Annotated in this window: 17 protein-coding genes and 1 pseudogene; 8 read left to right on the top strand and 10 right to left on the bottom strand. The window is 72.7% G+C overall.

Annotated elements, in window-relative coordinates; genetic code table 11:
* Window positions 1-92 precede the first annotated feature (92 nt).
* Genes ABEA43_RS05240 through ABEA43_RS05225 form a run of 4 tightly spaced genes read left to right on the top strand, consistent with a single transcriptional unit; the run spans window position 93 to window position 3,844 of the window.
* A complete protein-coding gene (locus ABEA43_RS05240) occupies window positions 93-590 on the top strand; it encodes a VOC family protein (RefSeq protein ID WP_345559227.1) in 498 nt (165 codons plus the stop codon).
* Window positions 577-1,263: a GntR family transcriptional regulator gene (locus tag ABEA43_RS05235; protein WP_345559225.1), complete on the top strand. Its 687-nt coding sequence runs from the start codon at window positions 577-579 to the stop codon at window positions 1,261-1,263. Before ABEA43_RS05240 ends, ABEA43_RS05235 begins: the two co-directional genes overlap by 14 nt.
* The gene (locus ABEA43_RS05230) at window positions 1,263-1,718 is read left to right on the top strand and encodes a (2Fe-2S)-binding protein (protein WP_345559845.1); all 456 of its coding nucleotides are present in this window, start codon (window positions 1,263-1,265) and stop codon (window positions 1,716-1,718) included. Before ABEA43_RS05235 ends, ABEA43_RS05230 begins: the two co-directional genes overlap by 1 nt.
* Window positions 1,715-3,844 carry a molybdopterin cofactor-binding domain-containing protein gene (locus ABEA43_RS05225; protein WP_345559223.1) on the top strand — a complete coding sequence of 710 codons (2,130 nt, stop codon included), beginning with the start codon at window positions 1,715-1,717 and terminating at the stop codon, window positions 3,842-3,844. The genes ABEA43_RS05230 and ABEA43_RS05225 overlap by 4 nt, the downstream gene beginning before the upstream one ends.
* Here the strand turns inward: ABEA43_RS05225 and ABEA43_RS05220 are convergent.
* From ABEA43_RS05220 to ABEA43_RS05190, 7 genes are read right to left on the bottom strand one after another with little or no spacing between them, the layout of a single operon-like run.
* Window positions 3,838-5,076, bottom strand: a complete 1,239-nt coding sequence (locus ABEA43_RS05220; RefSeq protein WP_345559221.1) for a M24 family metallopeptidase — start codon at window positions 5,074-5,076, stop codon at window positions 3,838-3,840. The two genes, ABEA43_RS05225 and ABEA43_RS05220, sit on opposite strands and share 7 nt — an antisense overlap.
* Window positions 5,073-5,993: an NAD(P)-dependent oxidoreductase gene (locus tag ABEA43_RS05215; protein WP_345559219.1), complete on the bottom strand. Its 921-nt coding sequence runs from the start codon at window positions 5,991-5,993 to the stop codon at window positions 5,073-5,075. The genes ABEA43_RS05220 and ABEA43_RS05215 overlap by 4 nt, the downstream gene beginning before the upstream one ends.
* On the bottom strand, window positions 5,990-7,078 hold the full coding sequence (locus ABEA43_RS05210) for an alpha/beta hydrolase family protein (RefSeq protein WP_345559217.1): 1,089 nt from the start codon (window positions 7,076-7,078) through the stop codon (window positions 5,990-5,992). The genes ABEA43_RS05215 and ABEA43_RS05210 overlap by 4 nt, the downstream gene beginning before the upstream one ends.
* The gene (locus ABEA43_RS05205; protein WP_345559215.1) at window positions 7,015-7,827 is read right to left on the bottom strand and encodes an ABC transporter ATP-binding protein; all 813 of its coding nucleotides are present in this window, start codon (window positions 7,825-7,827) and stop codon (window positions 7,015-7,017) included. The genes ABEA43_RS05210 and ABEA43_RS05205 overlap by 64 nt, the downstream gene beginning before the upstream one ends.
* Window positions 7,828-9,591 carry a branched-chain amino acid ABC transporter ATP-binding protein/permease gene (locus tag ABEA43_RS05200; RefSeq protein WP_345559213.1) on the bottom strand — a complete coding sequence of 588 codons (1,764 nt, stop codon included), beginning with the start codon at window positions 9,589-9,591 and terminating at the stop codon, window positions 7,828-7,830.
* Window positions 9,588-10,466, bottom strand: a complete 879-nt coding sequence (locus tag ABEA43_RS05195; RefSeq protein ID WP_345559211.1) for a branched-chain amino acid ABC transporter permease — start codon at window positions 10,464-10,466, stop codon at window positions 9,588-9,590. The genes ABEA43_RS05200 and ABEA43_RS05195 overlap by 4 nt, the downstream gene beginning before the upstream one ends.
* Window positions 10,467-10,469: 3 nt before the next feature.
* Complete coding sequence (locus ABEA43_RS05190) at window positions 10,470-11,714, bottom strand: amino acid ABC transporter substrate-binding protein (RefSeq protein ID WP_345559209.1); 1,245 nt, start codon at window positions 11,712-11,714, stop codon at window positions 10,470-10,472.
* Between the two features lie 159 nt (window positions 11,715-11,873).
* Between ABEA43_RS05190 and ABEA43_RS05185 the strand changes: the two genes are divergently transcribed.
* From ABEA43_RS05185 to ABEA43_RS05175, 3 genes are all read left to right on the top strand, one after another.
* Entirely contained in the window at window positions 11,874-12,758 is an 885-nt protein-coding gene (locus ABEA43_RS05185) for a substrate-binding domain-containing protein (RefSeq protein WP_345559207.1), read from the top strand.
* Window positions 12,755-13,795, top strand: coding sequence for a LacI family DNA-binding transcriptional regulator (locus ABEA43_RS05180; protein ID WP_345559205.1), 1,041 nt, complete (start codon window positions 12,755-12,757; stop codon window positions 13,793-13,795). The genes ABEA43_RS05185 and ABEA43_RS05180 overlap by 4 nt, the downstream gene beginning before the upstream one ends.
* Before the next feature lie 69 nt (window positions 13,796-13,864).
* A complete protein-coding gene (locus tag ABEA43_RS05175; protein WP_345559203.1) occupies window positions 13,865-15,352 on the top strand; it encodes a multicopper oxidase family protein in 1,488 nt (495 codons plus the stop codon).
* Between the two features lie 38 nt (window positions 15,353-15,390).
* On the opposite strand, the gene ABEA43_RS05170 is transcribed toward ABEA43_RS05175, so the two are convergent.
* The 3 genes and pseudogenes from ABEA43_RS05170 to ABEA43_RS05160 form a co-directional block, all read right to left on the bottom strand.
* Complete coding sequence (locus tag ABEA43_RS05170; RefSeq protein WP_425570193.1) at window positions 15,391-15,588, bottom strand: acetamidase/formamidase family protein; 198 nt, start codon at window positions 15,586-15,588, stop codon at window positions 15,391-15,393.
* A pseudogene (locus ABEA43_RS05165) lies at window positions 15,571-15,642 on the bottom strand (hypothetical protein); the annotation flags it as partial. The pseudogene ABEA43_RS05165 and the gene ABEA43_RS05170, both read right to left, overlap by 18 nt.
* A gap of 30 nt (window positions 15,643-15,672) precedes the next feature.
* The gene (locus ABEA43_RS05160) at window positions 15,673-17,181 is read right to left on the bottom strand and encodes an MFS transporter (RefSeq protein WP_345559201.1); all 1,509 of its coding nucleotides are present in this window, start codon (window positions 17,179-17,181) and stop codon (window positions 15,673-15,675) included.
* A gap of 98 nt (window positions 17,182-17,279) precedes the next feature.
* Between ABEA43_RS05160 and ABEA43_RS05155 the strand changes: the two genes are divergently transcribed.
* Complete coding sequence (locus ABEA43_RS05155) at window positions 17,280-18,005, top strand: TetR/AcrR family transcriptional regulator (protein WP_345559199.1); 726 nt, start codon at window positions 17,280-17,282, stop codon at window positions 18,003-18,005.
* The last annotated feature ends 29 nt before the right edge of the window (window positions 18,006-18,034 follow it).

Raw genomic sequence — 18,034 nt, 5'->3', positions numbered from 1 at the left:
CAGCCTTACACGAGATGGATCCAAAGAACAGTCCTTTGCGGGCGAGAAGGGGTGGCGTACGCTGTTTTGGATCCAAAAGGGAAGGTGACGGGATGGGCGGACTCCCTGGGCTCAGCCGGGTGGACCACATCGGCTTCACGGTGCCCGATCTCGACGAGGCCATGGCGTTCCTGGTGGACGTGCTCGGCTGCGAGTACATGTACTCGCTCGGCCCCTTCCGGCGCGACGAGGGCACGTGGATGAGCGATCACCTCAACGTGCACCCGCGGGCGGTGATGCGGCGGCTGCACTTCTTCAGGTGCGGCGGGCAGGCGATCTTCGAGGTCTTCCAGTACGACGCGCCCGGCCAGCATCCCGAGGTGCCGCGCAACAGCGACATCGGCGGACATCACGTGGCCCTCTACGTGGACGACCTCGACGCCGCGGTCACCTACCTGAAGAGCCGGCGGGTCCGCGTCCTCGGGGAGCCGACGGCCAGCAGCGGGCCGAGCGAGGGCCAGCGGTGGGTCTATTTCCTCGCCCCCTGGGGCATGCAGTTCGAGCTCGTGTCCTACCCGGGCGGCAAGGCGTTCGACCGTGCGCGCACGTGAGACGACGCGGATCCCGGAGAGCGAGCGCGTGGCCGGGCACCTGCGCGAGGCGATACTCAGCGGCAGGATCGGGCCGGGCGAGCGGATCAGGCAGGAGGAGCTGGCCACGCGCCTGGGGGCCAGCCGGCTGCCGGTGCGGGAGGCGCTGCGCATGCTGGAGGCCGAAGGGCTCACGGAGCACCACCCGCGCAGGGGCGCCCGCGTGCCCCGGCTCGGCATGCACCAGGTGGACGTGATCTACCAGATGCGCGAACGGCTCGAACCTCTCGCCCTGGCCGAGAGCATCCCGCACCTGACCGGCGACGACCACCGCGGTCTGGCGCTGATCCAGGACGCGATCGAGGCGAACACCGACATCGGCGAGTTCCTCGCGCTCGATCGCGAGTTCCACCTGCTGACGTACTCCGGGTGCGGCATCGGGCAGCTCTCCGCGATGGTCGTCCGGCTGTGGAACGAGACGCAGCACTATCGGCGGGCGTTCATGCGGCTTTCCGGGCCGGCGCGGCGGTGGGTGGTCAACGCCGAGCACCGGCTGCTGCTCGACGCCATCGTACGAGGTGACGCCGTGGACGCCGAGCGGTGCTTGAGCGGGCATATCCGGCGTACCCGGGTGGAGCTGTCGCAGCACCCCGAGGTCTTCGCCGACGGGCCGGACGCGGGGGTGCGGCGGTGATGCGGGTGACCGTCAACGGGACGCCCGCCGAGGTCGCGGCCGATCCCGGCATCCCGCTCCTCGACGTGCTGCGCGGGGAGCTCGGGCTGGTGGGCACCCGGTTCGGCTGCGGGGTGGGGTTGTGCGGGGCCTGCTTCGTGCTGCTCGACGGGCGGGTGGCGGCGGCCTGCGACACGCCGCTGGCGGCGGCGGAGGGGCGGGAGGTGGTGACCGTCGAAGGGCTCGCGCCCGGTGCTGAGCTGCACCCGGTGCAGCAGGCGATCCTGGAGGAGCAGGCGGGGCAGTGCGGGTACTGCCTCTCGGGGATGATCGTCAGCGCCGCCGCCCTGCTGGCGCGCGACCCCCGGCCGGACGAGGAGGCGGCGGTGGCGGCCCTCGACGGCAACCTGTGCCGCTGCGGCGCACACCGCCGCATCGTCCGCGCCGTCCTACGCGCCGCCACCCAGGTCCGATGAGCGTGTCGGTGGGCTCTGACGGGGTCATCTCCGTGCGGGCCGGGAAGGTGGAGCTCGGGCAGGGCGTGCTCACGGCACTCGCCCAGATCGCGGCCGACGCGCTGGGGGCCGACCTGGCGCAGGTCAGGATGCTGCCCGCGCGCACGGGGGACGGCCCTGACGAGGGGTTCACGGCGGGCAGCATGTCGATCGCCCGCTCGGGCCCGGCGCTGCGCGCCGCCTGCGCCCGCGTCCGCGCCGCCTGCACCGCCGAGGCCGCCCGCCGCTGGGGCGTCTCCCCCGGCCAGGTGACGGTCCGCCACGGCGAGTTCCGGTACGGCGACCAGACCGCGACGTACGCCGACCTGGCGAAGGCGGCAACCCTCCACCCGCCTGGCCCCGGCCCGGCCACCCCGGAACCACCTGGCCCGGCCACCCACCCCACGACCCTCGATGCCGGGCCGGTGGAGGGGGACGGGGGGCCGGGGTTCGTGGGGACGAGTGTGCCCAGGCTGGATCTGCCCGACAAGGTGGCCGGGCGCCCCAGGTTCGTGCACGACCTGCGCCTGCCCGGTCAGCTCTACGGCCGGGTCCTGCGCCCGCCGTCCCCCGGCGCCCGGCTGGTGGACGTGGTGCCGGAGGAAGGCCCGCACGACCGCGCCCAGGTGGTGCGGGACGGTTCGTTCCTGGGGGTGGTGGCCGGCAGCGAGCCCGAAGCCGACCAGGCGCTCGACCGGTTGCGCCGCGCGGCCCGGTGGGACGAGCGCGACACCCTGCCCGACGAGCACGACCTGCGCGGCTTCCTGCGGACGGGCCCGCACGAAACCCTCCACGTCCACCCTCCCGCCGCACACACCACCACCGGGCCGGTGCCGCAAGGCGGCGTGCGCGCGGCTTCCTACAGCAGGCCGTTCATCGCCCACGCCGCCATGGCCCCGAGCTGCGCCGCCGCCCGCTGGAATCCCGACGGCACGCTGGAGGTCTGGAGCCACACCCAGGGCGTCCACCCGCTGCGCGCCGCGCTCGCCCAGGTCCTGGACCTGCCGCAGGACCGGATCGAGGTGCGTCACGTCGAGGGCGCGGGCTGCTACGGCCACAACGCCGCCGACGACGCCGCCCTGGACGCCGCGCTGCTGGCCCGCACAGCCCCGGGCCGTCCCGTGCACGTGCGCTGGAGCCGGCAGGACGAGCTGACCTGGGCGCCGTTCGGCTCGGCCATGTCCGCGGACGTGGCGGCCGTGGTGGACGCGGCCGGCCTGGTGCGCTCCTGGCGGTACGAGGTGTGGAGCCAGGGCCACACCAGCCGCCCCGGCTACCTGGGCTGCCCCGGCCTGCTCGCCGGAGCGCACCTGGAGCGGCCGCACCGCCTCCCCGCCGCCACCGACCCGTCGCCCGCGTCCGGCTCGGGCATGGCGCGCAACGCGGTGCCGATCTACGACTTCCCGCACCTTGAGGTGACCGGGCACCGGGTGCTGGAGACGCCGATCCGCTCGTCCGCGCTGCGCTCGCTCGGCGCGTTCATGAACGTGTTCGCGATCGAGTCGTTCATGGACGAGCTGGCCCTGGCGGCGGGCCTGGATCCGCTGGCGTACCGGCTGGCGCACCTGAGCGACGAGCGCGGGCGCGCGGTCCTGCGGCGGGCGGCCGGCGCGGCCGGATGGGGTTCCGGTCTGCCGGAGGGGTCGGGCCGGGGGCTCGGGTTCGCGCGGTACAAGGGCAACGGCGCCTACTGCGCGGCCGTGGCCGAGGTGACGGCGGAGCAGGACGTACGGGTGCGCCGCCTGACGCTCGCCGTGGACGTCGGCCAGGTCGTCAACCCCGACGGCGTGCGCAACCAGATCGAGGGCGGCGCCACCCAGGCGGCGAGCTGGACGCTGAAGGAGCGGGTGCGGTTCGACCGGCGGCGGATCACCAGCGGCGACTGGGAGAGCTACCCGATCCTGCGCTTCGGCGAGGCCCCCGAGGTGGCGGTGGAGCTCGTCGAGCATCCGGGCACGCCGTCGGTGGGGGCCGGCGAGGCGGCGCAGGGCCCGGTGGCGGCGGCGATCGCGAACGCGGTGGCCGGCGCGATCGGCGTGCGGGTCCGCGACCTCCCCCTGGACCGGGCCGCCGTGCTGGCCGCCATCGAGCGGGACGACCCTCAGTAGGGGTTGGCCACCATCAGGTCCTGCGCGGGGAACAGGGTCAGGACCCGGCACCCGTCCGGTGTGACCACGACCTCCTCCTCGATCCTGGCCGCCGAGAACCCGTCGCTCGCCGGGCAGTACGTCTCCAGCGCGAACACCATCCCCGGCCGCAGCTCGATCGGCTCCCGCATGCTGTTGAGCCGCGAGATGATCGGCCGCTCGTGCAGCCCGAGCCCCAACCCGTGCCCGAACTGCAGCCCGAACGCCGCCATCTCGTCCTCGAACCCGAAGGCGGTCGCCTCCGGCCACACCGCGGCCACCTGATCGGTGCCCACCCCTGGCTTGATCATGGCGATCGACGCGTCCATCCACTCCCGCGCCCTGCCGTACGCCTCCCGCTGCGCGGCCGTCGAGCTCCCCACGCTGAACGTGCGGTAGTAGCACGTCCGATAGCCGTTGAAGGAGTGGATGATGTCGAAGAACGCCTGGTCGCCCGGCCGGATCAGCCGGTCGGAGAAGTTGTGCGGATGCGGGTTGCAGCGCTCGCCGCTGACCGCGTTGATCGCCTCGACCTGGTCGGAGCCCATCTCGTAGAGGCGCTTGTTGGCCAGCGCGACGATCTCGTTCTCCCTGATGCCCGGCTTGAGCGCCTCCACGATGTCCTGGTAGACGCCGTCCACCATGGCCGCGGCCTGGGTGAGCAGCATGATCTCGTCGGCCGACTTGATCTGCCGCGCGTCCAGCATGAGCTGCTGCGCGTCCACCACCCGCAGGCCCTGCCGCTGCATCTCGAACAGGAAGGGCGGCTCGACGATGTCCACCCCCACGGGCGCGCCGGCCAGCCCGGCGTCCTCCAGGATGCCCTTGATCCGGCGGACCGCGTCGGCCATCAGGCCGGCGGTGGGCGCGATGGCGCCGCGCAGGCCCAGCATGCCGGCGTGGCAGTCGGCCGGGTCCAGCCAGGGGCTGTGCAGCCGGTGATGGCGGGCGGCGGAGCCGAAGTCCCAGAGCTTGGGCGCGGCGTCGCGGGCGAGCAGGGCGTACCTGGTCATCTTGTCGCCGAGGGCGCCGCCGATCCAGGTCTGGGTGACGTACCGGATGTTGTAGAAGTCGAACAGCAGGAACGCGCCGCACTCGCTGCCCTCCAGGGCGGCGCGGGCCCGGCGCAGCCGGTGGTCGCGCAGCCGGTCGAAGTCGACGCGCTGCTCGTAGTCGACGCCCATGTGCCCGGGCGCGGGCAGCGGCCCGGTCACGAGCCCAGCCCGTCGTCCACGGCCACGTCCTCGGGTTTCAGCTCCAGCCCCGAGGCGGCGGCCTGGAGGTCGAGCAGGATGGCGAAGTCCTCGTCCGGGCGGCCGGCGCCCAGGCCGGCCTGGATGAGCTGCGCGGTCAGCGCGGTGACCGGCATGGGCACGTCCAGGGCGCGCGCGGCGGCCAGGCCCAGGTCGAAGTCCTTGCGCAGCAGGACCGGCGTGAACGTCGGCGTGTAGTCGAGGTGCACGAACGCGGGCGACTTGTAGCGGGTGAACGCCGAGCCCATGACGCTGTCGTTGAGGAACTCCAGGAACGCGTGCCGGGGCACGCCGCCCTTCTCGGCCAGCACGGTGATCTCGGCGAGCGTCTGGGTGACGACGCCGAGCATCAGGTTGTGCGCGATCTTCACCAGGCGGGCGGTCTCGCCCTCGCCGACGTAGGTGGCGGATCTGCCGAGGTGGGCGAGGAGCCCGGCCACCCGCTCGTAGGTGTCGCGCGGCCCCGAGCAGACCAGGCTGAGCCCGCCGGACCTGACGACCTTGCCGTTGCCGCTGACCGGCGCGGCCAGGTACGCCGTGCCGTGCGCCGCGCACGCCTGCCGGGCGGCGGCCGACGACTCCATCGAGATGGTGGAGCAGTCGACGACCGTGCCCGGTCCCCCGCCGTCGCCCAGCAGCTCCTCCAGGACCTGGTCGAGGTCGGCGGAGGTGGCGACCATGGTGAAGACCACGTCACGGTCGCGCAGCCCGGCGATCGTGGCGGCGATTTCCGCGCCGTGCGCGCGCAGCGGCTCGGCCTTGGCGGCCGTCCTGTTCCACACCGCCAGGTCCACGCCGGCCTTGGCCAGCCGCTCGGCCATGGGCGCTCCCATGCGGCCGGCGCCGATCCAGCCCACCCGCTGTCGTGTCTCAGTCATCCCGGTTCGCCTTTCGTGGGTGCGGCAGTGGTGAGCCGCTGGGCCAGCCAGTCGGCCGTGTAGGGACGGTGCCAGGGCGCCAGGTTGGCGCAGCCGTGGTTGCCTTCCTCCAGCATGAGCAGCTCGCTGTCGCCTCCCGCCGCGACGGCCAGGTGCTCGGCCTGCCGCCACGGGATGAGCCGGTCCTTGCGCCCGAAAACGACCAGCAGCGGGGCCCTGATCGCCCCCGCGGAGCCGTGCATCGTCAGGGTGTAGGCGATGTGGCGGGCCTCCTCCTCGGACCCGGCGCGCGCCCGGACGCGGAACGTCTCCCTGGTCAGGTCGGGGAGGCCGGACCAGCAGTCGCCGAAGTCGTACGGGCCGGCCAGCGCGACGCACGCCTTGACCCGGTCGCCGGCCGCCGCCGCCACGCGGGGCGCGTAGTAGCCGCCCAAGCTCACCCCCCACACCCCGATCCTGGCCGCGTCGATCCGCGGCTGGGCCGACAGCGCGTCGAGCAGCGCCTTGCCGGGCAGCGACCAGTCCCCCCTGATCGGCAGGTCGTACTCGGCCTCTCCCTGCCCCGGCCCGTCCACCGCGAACGTGGCCAGGCCCCGTTCGAGGAAGAGCTGCTCGACCACCCGGTGCTCCTCCTTGGCCGAGTCGAGGCCCGACAGCATCAGCACGGCGGGGTGCGGCCCGGGGCCGGGCGGCAGCCGCAGCACGCCGACGAGCAGGCCGCCGTCGAAGGCGATCTCGACGCGCCGGCCGGGCGGCGACAGGTGCGGCAGGGCGTCGTCGAGGCAGGCCACCGCTCTCAGGTGGGCCCTGCGCATCTGTTCGAGGTCGGCCACGAAGACGAACTTGGCGAAGTGGAAGTACAGGGCGGCCTGCGCCAGGTGCTGCCCGGCGGACAGGAGCCGGTCCGTGGCCAGCGCCTGCCTGCCCAGCTCCTCGTGCTCGGCGGCGGCCGACGACCAGGCCGCGCACCAGCCGTCCCAGGTCTCCAGGCCGTGCGTGATGCGTTCGAAGTCGGAGACCGTCACCCCGTTGGCGGTGAACCGGGGTCCCCAGTGTGCGATGGCGGAGGCGACTCGCTCGTCCACGGTGACCCACCTCTGTTGTGTGGAGCTGCCTTCAAGGGGGAGCTTCCGCCCAGGTAGAGGGCGGCGATCTCGGGGTTGTCGCGGACGGCGGCGGCCGTACCGGTCAGGCGGACCCGGCCGGCCTCCATGACGACGCCGTGCGTGGCCAGCCCGAGCCCGAGCCGGACGTTCTGCTCGACCAGCAGCACGGTGGTGCCCGCCCGGTTGAGCTCGTGGATGACCGCGGCCACCCCGGCCAGCCCGCGCGGGTCCAGGCCGAGCGACGGCTCGTCGAGCAGGATCAGGCGCGGGTCGAGCATGAGGCAGCGGGCGATCTCGACCATCCGCCGCTGGCCGCCGCTGAGGTTGCCGGCGTGCTCGCGGGCGCGCTCGGCGACGATGGGAATCCGCTGCCTGACGCGGTCGAGCCGCTCGCGCAGCAGCGCGCGGTCCTTGCGGATCAGGTAGCCGCCCATCAGCACGTTCTCCTGCACGGACATGGCGGGGAACAGCGCGTGCGACTGCGGCACCTGGGCGATGCCCCTGCGCAGGATCTCGTCGGGGGCGCGCCCGCCGATGGGCTCGCCGTTCATCCGGATCTCGCCCTCGGCCGGGGCGAGCAGGCCGCTGATGACGCGCAGCACGGTCGACTTGCCGGCGCCGTTGGGGCCGACCACGCAGGTGATCGTCCCCTCGGCGCATTCGAGATCGACGCCGTGCAGCACGCTGCCGCCGCCGTAGCCCGCGACCACCGCCTTGAGCTGCAGCATCTAGCTCACCGCCGGGACCCAGTCGGAGCCCAGGTAGGCGTCCAGCACCACGGGGTCCTCGCGGACGCGATCGGGCGGTCCCTCGGCGATCAGCCGGCCGCCGCCGAGCACGGCGACCGGGTCGCACAGGCCGAGCACGAGCGGGATGTTGTGCTCGACGACGAGGAAGGTGACGCCGGCCGCGTTCAGCTCGCGGATGATCTCGACGATGCGGCCGAGCAGGCTCGGGTTCACGCCGCCGGCGGGCTCGTCGAGCAGGATCAGCTTCGGCTCCAGCATGAGGACCTGGGCCAGCTCGACCAGCTTCTGCTGCCCGTACGACAGCGCGCCCGCCTGCTGACCGGCGAAGCGGCCGAGCCCGACGAGGTCGAGCAGCTCGCCGGCGCGGTCGGCCTCGTGGCCGCGTACGGCGTCGGACAGCATCGTGCGCCAGCGCGCGTCGGCCAGCGGGGCGACCACGTTCTCCCGCACGGTCATGTCCTTGAACAGCCTGGTCACCTGGTACGAGCGCCCGAGCCCGAGATGGCAGCGCCGCCAGGGGCGCAGCCGGTCGATGCGCCGGCCGTCGAACCAGATCTCGCCCGAGTCGAGCGGCAGCCCGCCGGTGACCAGGTTGAACAGGGTGGTCTTGCCGGAGCCGTTCGGGCCGATCAGGGCCGTGATCGTGCCCTGGCGGACGTCGAGCGACACGTCGTCGACCGCGACCAGGCCGCCGAAGCGCTTGGTCGCGCCGCGTACCGACAGCAGGACGTCGCCGGGCTCGGGCGGCACGGGAGGCACCCGATCGCGTACGGAGGAGACCCGCTCGATGTACTCCACCTTCGCCGGGTGCCGCCGGCGCCACCATGCCTCGGCGGTCGGCAGCAGCCCTTTGGGCAGGAACAGCACGACGAGCACCAGCGCGCCCCCGAACAGCAGGACCCGCGACTGCACGCCGCCCGCGTAGACCGTGGCCGCCTCGCTGACCAGGTTGACGGCGAACGCGCCGACGACGGGCCCGTACAGGGTGCCGCGCCCGCCGGCCAGCGCGGCGAGCACGATCGTCACACTGCCGAGGATCGCGAACGAGCCGACCGGGTTGATGAAGGTCAGGTAGTAGGCGTAGACCCCGCCACCCACCCCGATGAAGAACGCGCTCGCGGCGTAGGCGACGACCTTGAAGCGGGTGGTGTGCACGCCGATCGAGGCCGCCTTGCCCTCGTCCTCCCTGATCGCGACCAGTCCCGTGCCGAGCTTCGTCCGCCGGATCCAGGCGCTGAACAGCACCGTCACCACCAGCAGCCCGAGGAAGGCGTAGTAGAACGGGATGTTCTGGAAGTCGCGGTGCCAGAACGGCAGCTCCAGCGTGATGCCGTCGGAGCCGCGGGTGAGGCCCCGGGAGTTGACCGCGAGGATCTGCGCCGCCAGCAGCATCGCGATCGTGATGATCACGAACGCGTGCCCGCGCGTCCTGAGCACGACGGACCCGATCAGCACCGCGACGACCGTCGCCGTCACCCCGCCGAGCGGCGCCACCCACAGCGGGTTGACGCCCCACCGCAGGGCCAGGATCCCCACCGTGTACGCCCCCAACCCCAGGAACATGCTGTGCCCGAGCGAGATGTATCCGGCGTACCCGGAGATGATGTTCCAGCCCGTCGCCTGGACGGCCAGCAGGAACCCCATCAGCAGCACCGCCTGCGGGTACGGCTGCCACGGGTTGACCACCGGATAGAGCAGGAGCGCGACCAGGCACGCCCCCGCGACGAGGTGCGCCCGCCTCATGCCGCGTCCTCCCGGATCCGGGCGCCGAACAGGCCCTGCGGCCTGACCAGCAGCACCGCCATGATCACGACGTAGAACACCAGCGTGGACCAGCCCAGCGAGCCGTAGGTGGCGGTGAGCGTCTCGGCCAGCCCCAGGATGGCCGCCCCGGCGAGCGCGCCGGGCAGGCTGCCGAGCCCGCCGAGCACCACGATCCCGAGCAGCCGCGAGATCCACTCGTAGTGCGAGGCGGGGAAGAACGGATACAGCACCGACAGGATGGACCCGCCGACGCCGGCCGTGGCGCTGCCGATCGCGAACGCCAGCGCCGCCGTCCCCGCCGCGCCCACGCCGACGAGGGCGGCTCCCGACGGGTTCTGCGTGGCCGCCCTGATCGCCCGTCCGGTCCACGTCCTGTTGAGCACGTAGTACAGCAGGGCCAGCACGACCATGGCCGCCCCGAACCCGAACACCTGCGCCTTCGGCAGCGACACCGTCCCGACCCTGAAGGACTCCTCGAAATAGGACGGGCTGGCCGACTTGAACTTGTTGCCGGCGGTCAGGTTCAGCACCCCCTCGATGACCAGCGCGAGCCCGAACGTCAGGAGCACCGACATCGACGGCGAGGAGCCCCGGATGCGCGAGATCAGCAACCGGTAGGCCAGCCACCCGAGCCCGAACATCATCGGCGTGGTGATCACCGACGCCAGGATCGGGTCGATCCCGGTCATGTTCCACAGCCACCAGGTCACCATCGCCACCAGCACGAGGAACGCGCCCTGGGCCACGTTGATGATCCGCATCACCCCGAAGATCAGCGTCAGCCCCGAGGCCATCAGCGCGTAGACCCCGCCGATCAGCAGGCCGAGCACGATGGCCTGGATGAGGTGCGCCATGGCTCACTTCCAGGCCGGCTTGGGGTTCACCACGGTCTTCGTCGTCGCCAGCTCGGGCGGTCCGACCACCTCGACCTTGCCCGACTGCCACTGGGCGAGCAGGAAGCTGCCCTTCGGCTCGCCGTTCTCCTTCCAGCTCAGCGGGCCGAGCAGGGTCTGCACGGTGTTCGCGTGCAGCCAGTCGCGGATCTTGTCCTGGTCGATGGCGCCGACCGCCGTGACGGCGGCCTGCAGCACCTGCGCGGCGGCGAACGCGTCGGCGGCGTCCTCGGCGGGCGCGGCGTCGTGCGCCTTGCGGTACGCGGCCACGAACTCGGCGTTCAGCGGCGTGGTCGCCTTCTCGTTCCAGCTCACCGTGTAGAAGACGCCCTCGGTGCCGGCCAGGCCCACGGCGTCGCTGTACTGGCTGGAGTTGCTGGGCGCGGAGGTCTGGAAGAGCATCTTCGGCGAGAAGCCGAGCTGCTTGAGCGCGCGGACCATGCCGACGCCGTCCTCGAACACCGCGCCCTGGGCGACCAGGTCCGGCTTCTTGCTGGCCAGGGTGCTGGCGACGCTCTGGAAGTTCGTGGTGTCGGCCGGATAGACCTCGCTGTAGACGGTCCGCACGCCCAGGGCTTCGAGCTGCTCCTGCATCGACGTGATGACCGGCAGCGCGAACGGGTCGTCCTGGCTGGGGTAGGCGGCGGTCTTGGGACGCTGGTCGGCGGGCAGCGACTTGACCCAGTTCACGAACACGTCGGCCTGGCGGGGCGCGGTGGCGGGCTGGGCGAAGAAGAGATATTTGAAGCCGCGCTCGAACATGCTCGGCGCGCCGCCCGCCGGCTCCACGAACACCATGCCGTTCTTCTCGGCCACCGCGGAGGCGGGATGGTTCAGCAGCGAGGAGAACGTGCCGAGCAGCAGGTCCACCTTGTCCTGCGTGATCAGCTTGGTGTAGTCGGCGACCACGGTGTCCTGGTTGCTGGCGTCATCGACGATCTTCAGCTCGACCTGCCGGCCCAGGACGCCCCCCTTGGCGTTCACCATGTCGCGCCAGATCTCGTAACCGCGCTTGGCCTCGCTGCCCGGCTGGGCGAAGTCCCCGGTCAGCGGCAGCGAGACGCCGATCACGATGGGCCGCTTCACCTCGCCCGCCTGGGTCTCCGAGGGGCGCTGCCCGCAGGCCGTCAGGGCCAGGGCGACGACGAGGGCTCCCATCACGGTCAGGCGAGACCGGCGTGCGGGTGGTCTGGGGGGTTGGGCGGTCATGAGCCCTCCTTCGATGAGCTTTACGCCGCGCGCGTGATTCGCTCCCGCAAACGATTGCGCTGGCTTGGAGCATCCGTTTCAATGCAGGTACTGTCAAGACCTTCGCGACAAGTTGGCCGCTTGGCGCAAACGACTGCACGACCGCCCGGAGGAGGCACGGTGACACAGCCCCTCATGGTGGGCGCCTTCAGCCCGTCCGTGCTGCTGCGTACCGGCCACAGCCTCGGCCTGGTCGGCCCCGAGGTGACCGAGGTCGCCGTCCCGTCCTCCCCCGCGCAGTTCAGGGCCCTGCTCGACGGCGAGCTGGAGGCCGCGCTGACCAGCCCGGACAACGTGCTCGCCTACCGGTTCGTGCCGGGCAACCCGCTCGGCAGGACCGGCGACGTGCGGATCGTCTCCGCCGTGGACCGCGGTCTCGGCCTCGCGCTCTACGGCCGTCCCGGGCTGACTTCGGCCTCGGAACTGCACGGCGCGCTGATCGGGGTGGACGTGCCCGGCTCGGGGTACGCGTTCGCGCTCTACGCGGCGCTGGACGCGCTCGGCCTGCGACCGGGCGACTACCGCGTGGCCTCGCTCGGCTCCACCCCGCGCCGCCTGGAGGCGCTGCTGACCGGCGGCTGCGCGGCCACCATGCTGAACGCGGGCGCCGACCTGCGTGCGGAGGACGAAGGCGCGATCCGGCTGGCCGGGGCGCCCAGGCCGTACCTGGGGACGGTGGTGTGCGCGCTGGGCGCCAGCCAGGCCGCCCGCGACCTCGCCGCCGCGCTGTCCGAGACCGCCCGCGCGATCCTCGGCGGCGGCCTGGACGACGTCGTCGCCGAGGAGGCCGCCACGGCGCTGCGGCTGCGGCCGGAGACCGCGGCCCGCTACCTGCGGCGGCTGACGGATCCCGCCGAGGGCCTGGTCGCCGACGGCCGGGCCGACGTGCCCTCGCTGTCCACGATCATCGGCCTCAGGCGCCGCTACGGCTCCGCGCCCGGTGGCGACCTGCTCGCCCGCGGCCTCATCGACGACCCCGACGCAGCAGGAGAGCCAAGCCGATGAAGCCCAACCCCTCGTCGGCCCCTACGCTCCGCGACGTCGCGGAGGCCGCGGGCGTGCACACCGCCACGGCCTCGCGCGCCCTGAACCCCAAGACGCGCCAGCAGATCAGCGCGGAGACCGCCCGGCGCGTCATGCGGGCGGCGCAGGCACTCGGCTACCAGCCGAACTCGGTCGCCCGCAGCCTCAAGACCTCCCGGTCGAGCACGGTGGGCCTGGTCATCCCCGACCTGACCAACCCGCTGTTCCCGCCCATCGTGCGCGGCGTGGAGAGCGTGCTGGAGTCCGGCGGCTACAACGTGTGGATCGTCAACACCGACAACGACGAGGAACGCGAGCGCGCCAAGATCGAGTCGCTGCGCTCACGCCAGGTCGAGGGCCTCATCATCGCCACCGCCCGGCTCGACCACCCCCTGCTCCAGCAGCTGCACGAGCAGGGCGTCACCATGGTGCTGATCAACCGCCAGGTCGGGCACCTGCGGATCCCGGCCGTCACCGGCGACGACGCGACGGGGGTGGCGGCGGCCGTGCGTCACCTGGCGGAGCTGGGCCACACCAGGATCGCCCACCTGTCGGGGCCGCTGTCCACCTCCACGGGCCTGGTCAGGTCCCAGGCCTTCCGCCATGCCGTACGCGACCAGGGGCTGGCCGACGACCCCGCGCTCGTGGTGGAGTGCGCCCGCTGGAGCGAGGACGACGGCGCCGCCGCCATGCGCGAGCTGCTGGAAAGGGGCACCGGCTGCACGGCGGTCGTGGCCGGCAACGACCTCATCGCGCTCGGCTGCTACGACGTCTTCGCCGAGCGCGGCCTGTCCTGCCCCGGCGACCTCAGCGTCATCGGCTTCAACGACATGCCGTTCCTGGACAAGCTGCGCCCGCCGCTGACCACGGTCGCGGTGCCGCACCACGAGCTGGGCGCCGAGGCCGCCCGTATGCTGCTGGACTGCATCGGCGAGCCGGACCGGCCGGCCCGCTCGCTCCTGCTGCCGGTGTCCCTGGTCGTCCGCGGCTCCACCGCTCCGCCGTACCGCCCGGTTTGACCATCAGCGTGGCGAAGCGCGTTCCCGATCACTCTCCGTTACTTTTCGAGGGGAACGGGGGGAGTATCTGTGGACGGTTCGGTACGAATGCGAGGGCTCGGCGGGCGGGTCTCCCGCAGGTCGCTCATCACCGGCGCGTTCGCCGCGCTCGGCGCCGCGACGGTGCCGGCGAGCGCGGCGGGCGCCGGGCAGGGCATCCTGCGGCCGCGCGGGACGGTGCTGCGGGCCGCGCCCGCGACCGTCTCCCTGGGCCGGCGCACGGTGCGCACCTGGGCCTACAACGGCCTGCTCCCCGGCCCGCTCATCGAGGCGACGGCCGGGGGGACGGTCCGCGCCAGGCTGGTCAACGCGCTGCCCGCCGCGACCACCGTGCACTGGCACGGCATCAGGCTCGCCCTGCCCATGGACGGCGCGCCCGGCTACTCGCAGCAGCCGACCCGGCGCGGCGAGCACTTCGACTACGTCTTCACCGTGCCCGACGCGGGGACGTACTTCTACCACTCGCACGTCGGCACCCAGTCCGACCGCGGCCTGTACGGCCCGCTGATCGTGCACGACCCGCGCGAGCCGCTCGGGTACGACGCGGAGCACACCGTCGTGCTGGACGACTGGCTGGACGGGCTCGGGGGCACCCCCGACGACGCGCTGCGGAGACTGAACTCCTCCGCCGAGCACGACGACACCCTGCGCAGCCCGCTGCTCGGCGGGGTGACCGCGGAGATGCACCACCCGTACTACCTGGTCAACGGGCGCGCGGCGGACGCGCCCACGACGTTCTCCGGTCGTCCAGGGCAGCGGGTCAGGCTCCGCCTGATCAACGCCGCCGCCGACACCGCGTTCCGCGTCGCGCTCGGCGGGCACCGGCTGACCGTGACCCACACGGACGGGTTCCCGGTCGCGCCCGTCACCGTGGACACGATCCTGATCGGCATGGGCGAGCGCTACGACGTCGTCGTGACGCTCGGCTCGGGGGCGTTCCCCCTGGTCGCGCTGGCCGAGGGCAAGGGCGGGCGGGCCCAGGCCGTGGTGCGGACCTCGGGCGCCGCCCTCCCGCCGCCGTCCGACGCCGAGGTGCCGGAGCTCAACCGGCGGCTACTGAAATATCAGGACCTGTACGCCCGGCGCTCCGACCACCTCCCCCGCCCCTCCAGAACCGTCACCGTGACGCTCGGCATGAGCGACTCGGGCAACGAGTGGACGCTCAACGGCAAGCTGAGCAGCGACCCGATGCGCGTGCGCGTGGAGCGCGGCGAGACGATCAGGGTGATCATGGACAACACCTCGCCCATGTGGCACCCCATGCACCTGCACGGCCACACCTTCCAGCTCCGGGTGGCGGACCGGGGCGGGCCGCGCAAGGACACCGTGAACATCAAGCCGCGTGAGCGGCTCAGCGTGGACGTGCTGGCCGACAACCCGGGCGAGTGGATGTTCCACTGCCACAACCTCTACCACCAGGAGCAGGGGATGATGGGCACGCTCGGCTACGGCAAGCCGCCGGCGCGCGGCGCCCACATGGGCCACCATGGCCACACCAAGCGCTCGTCCAGAAGGTGACGTCACCCAGCTCGAAGGTGCCGCATTCGAGCATGACGTCAGCCGCTCACGGCGCGGGAGCCCCGGCCGGCGCGCCGCGGGCCGTCGGCCGTGGGGCGGATGTCGAAGTCGAAGATGGCCGTGGGCAGGTAGAGCGTGCAGCAGGCGTTCGGGATGTCCACCACGCCGCTGACGCGGCCCTCCACCGGGGCGGCGCTGACGAGCAGGTCGCCCGGCTCGGCCCCCTCCACCGCGATGGGGCCGCTGAGCAGGTGGCAGACCGACAGGTCGACGTCGCGCACGTCGTCCGCCGAGTCGTTCGTGTACTTGGAATCTAGTTCTCACGAGATCTCCGTCAATACCGCCGCCTCCTGGATCTCCCCGGCGGGCTTGCGGTCGCGCAGGAGCGCGAACGCCAGCACCGCCGCGACCAGCACCCCGCCGGCCCCGGCCGCGCAGGCCAGCGCCGTCCCGCCGGCGAACGCCTCCCGGGCGGCGGCGATCAGGCCGGTGTCCCCGGTACGGGCGGCCTCGCTCAGCGCGGCGCCGATCGAGCGGCGGGCCGCCTCGGGCGCGGTGTCCGGCATCGCCCCCGTGTAGGCGCCGGCCAGGACGCTGCCCAGGATCGCCACGCCCAGCGCCGCCCCGGCCTGCTGCACGGTGTCGTTGAGCGCGGAGCCGACCCCGGCGTGCTCCTGCGGCACCGCTCCCATCAGCGCCGCCGTGGCCCCGGGCTGCGACAGACCGCCGCCGACGCCGAAAAGGATCAGCGCGGTGGCCACCGTCCCGTAGCCGTCGCCCGGCGACAGCGTGGCCAGCAGGCCGAACCCGGCGGCGAGCACGATCAGCCCGGACACCGTGAGCGCCCGGTTGCCGATCTTCTGGGCCACGGTGGCGACGAGCGCGTTGACCACGATCACGGCCAGCGCCATCGGGGCGAGCGCCAGACCGGCCTCCGTGGGCGAGTAGCCGAGCACGAACTGCAGGTACTGGGTCATCGTCAGCAGCAGACCGCCGTTGCCGACCTGCACCAGCACGAGCGAGAGGCTGCCGCCGCTGAAGTTGCGGTCGCGGAAGAGCCCCAGCGGGACCATCGGGTCCGGCGTGCGCAGCTCCCAGACCACGAACCCGGCCAGCCCGAGCACCGCCACGGCGAGCGCGGCCAGCGTGGACGGCTCCGCGAGCCCGTGCTGCGGCAGGGCGATGATCACCCAGACCAGGGACGACAGGCCGGCCGTGGACAGGATCGCGCCGAGCGGGTCGGGCTTGCGCCACGGTCCCTTGGACTCCGGCATCCACACGACGGCGGCGGCGACCGCGAGCACCACGACCGGCACGTTGATCAGGAACACCGAGCCCCACCAGAAGTTCGCGATCAGCACGCCGCCCACGACCGGGCCGCCCACCAGGCCGACCATGAGGACCGAGCTCCAGATCGTCATCGCCCTGCGGCGCTCGGCGTCGTCGAACACCGTGATGAGGATCGACAGCGTGCTCGGCATGACCAGCGCGCCGCCGACGCCCATCAGGACGCGGCCCGCGATGAGCTGCTCCGGGCTCCCCGCGTACGCGGCCAGGAGTGAGGCCGCGCCGAAGAACACCAGGCCGGCGATCATCACGCGGCGGCGGCCGTACCGGTCGGACAGGCTGCCCGCGGTGAGCAGCAGGCCCGCGAACACCAGGATGTAGCCGTCAATGATCCACTGGATGTCCTGGGCCGTGGCGTGCAGGTCGTTGGTGAGCGGCGGGATGGCCACCATCAGCACGCCGTTGTCCACCACCAGCACCAGCGTGCTGAGACACAGCACGACCAGGATGAGCCAGCGCCGTGGATGCCGCTTCTCCGACATGTCGATCCTCCGTTGCGTACGTCGTTCTCTTGATGCGCACACTGTACGCACGACGACGAGCGTGCGCAACTGCGTACATCGTGCGCTAGGGTGCACTCATGCCAGCAGACGAGCAGCCGATCCCCTCGGTGTGGGCCCGCCCCCGCCGCGAGCGGGAGCAGCCGGCGCTGAGCCGGGAGCACATCGTGGCCGAGGCCGTGCGCCTTCTCGACGAGGAGGGCGCCGAGGCCCTGAGCATGCGCAAGCTGGGCAACCGGCTCGGCGCCGGGGCCACCTCGCTCTACCGGCACGTGGCCAACAAGGACGAGCTGTTCGAGCTGGCCGTGGACGAGGTCTACGGCGAGCTGCCGCTGCCCGAGCCCGGCGACGCCACCGGCTGGCGGGCGACCGTCGCCCGCGTCGCGCACGGCCTGCGCGACATGATCCTGCGCCATCCCTGGATGGCCGCCAAGCTCGGCGAGGTCGGCCTGGCCTACCTGGGGCCCAACATGCTGCGGCAGACCGAGCACACGCTCGCCGTCTTCGAGGCCGCCGGCTTCCCGCTCGACGAGGCCGACCGGGCGATGAACACGGTCGTCGCCTACGTGCTCGGGGTGTCCACCAGCGAGGCCGCGTGGCTGTCCATGGTCGCCCGCAGCGGGAAGACCCAGCAGGAGTGGGTGGAGCGGCTGTGGCCGGCCGCCGAGCGGGCCGTGGCGGACTATCCCCGGCTCCGCGCGCGCTACGCCGCGCAGCGCGAGAGCGACCCGGCCAAGGACAACGAGACCTCCTTCGAGTACGGTCTCCAGCGCGTGCTCGACGGCCTGCAGTCGCGGCTCGGCTGACTCCAGGTTTGACGCAGCCCTTCACTTGT

Origin of the sequence: Nonomuraea rosea, assembly GCF_039539705.1 — a bacterium.
In the GTDB taxonomy this organism is placed as follows: Bacteria; Actinomycetota; Actinomycetes; order Streptosporangiales; family Streptosporangiaceae; genus Nonomuraea; species Nonomuraea rosea.
Note: the sequence above shows the minus strand (reverse complement) of the source record. Positions and strands in the feature narration are given on the sequence as shown.

What these genes read in the sequence shown, in the direction of transcription:
- ABEA43_RS05240 (WP_345559227.1), top strand. Translation starts at nt 93, where the DNA reads ATGGGCGGACTCCCTGGGCTCAGCCGGGTGGACCACATCGGCTTCACG.
- ABEA43_RS05230 (WP_345559845.1), top strand. Translation starts at nt 1,263, where the DNA reads ATGCGGGTGACCGTCAACGGGACGCCCGCCGAGGTCGCGGCCGATCCC.
- ABEA43_RS05225 (WP_345559223.1), top strand. Translation starts at nt 1,715, where the DNA reads ATGAGCGTGTCGGTGGGCTCTGACGGGGTCATCTCCGTGCGGGCCGGG.
- ABEA43_RS05215 (WP_345559219.1), bottom strand. Translation starts at nt 5,993, where the DNA reads ATGACTGAGACACGACAGCGGGTGGGCTGGATCGGCGCCGGCCGCATG.
- ABEA43_RS05205 (WP_345559215.1), bottom strand. Translation starts at nt 7,827, where the DNA reads ATGCTGCAGCTCAAGGCGGTGGTCGCGGGCTACGGCGGCGGCAGCGTG.
- ABEA43_RS05200 (WP_345559213.1), bottom strand. Translation starts at nt 9,591, where the DNA reads ATGAGGCGGGCGCACCTCGTCGCGGGGGCGTGCCTGGTCGCGCTCCTG.
- ABEA43_RS05195 (WP_345559211.1), bottom strand. Translation starts at nt 10,466, where the DNA reads ATGGCGCACCTCATCCAGGCCATCGTGCTCGGCCTGCTGATCGGCGGG.
- ABEA43_RS05190 (WP_345559209.1), bottom strand. Translation starts at nt 11,714, where the DNA reads ATGACCGCCCAACCCCCCAGACCACCCGCACGCCGGTCTCGCCTGACC.
- ABEA43_RS05180 (WP_345559205.1), top strand. Translation starts at nt 12,755, where the DNA reads ATGAAGCCCAACCCCTCGTCGGCCCCTACGCTCCGCGACGTCGCGGAG.
- ABEA43_RS05160 (WP_345559201.1), bottom strand. Translation starts at nt 17,181, where the DNA reads ATGTCGGAGAAGCGGCATCCACGGCGCTGGCTCATCCTGGTCGTGCTG.
- ABEA43_RS05155 (WP_345559199.1), top strand. Translation starts at nt 17,280, where the DNA reads ATGCCAGCAGACGAGCAGCCGATCCCCTCGGTGTGGGCCCGCCCCCGC.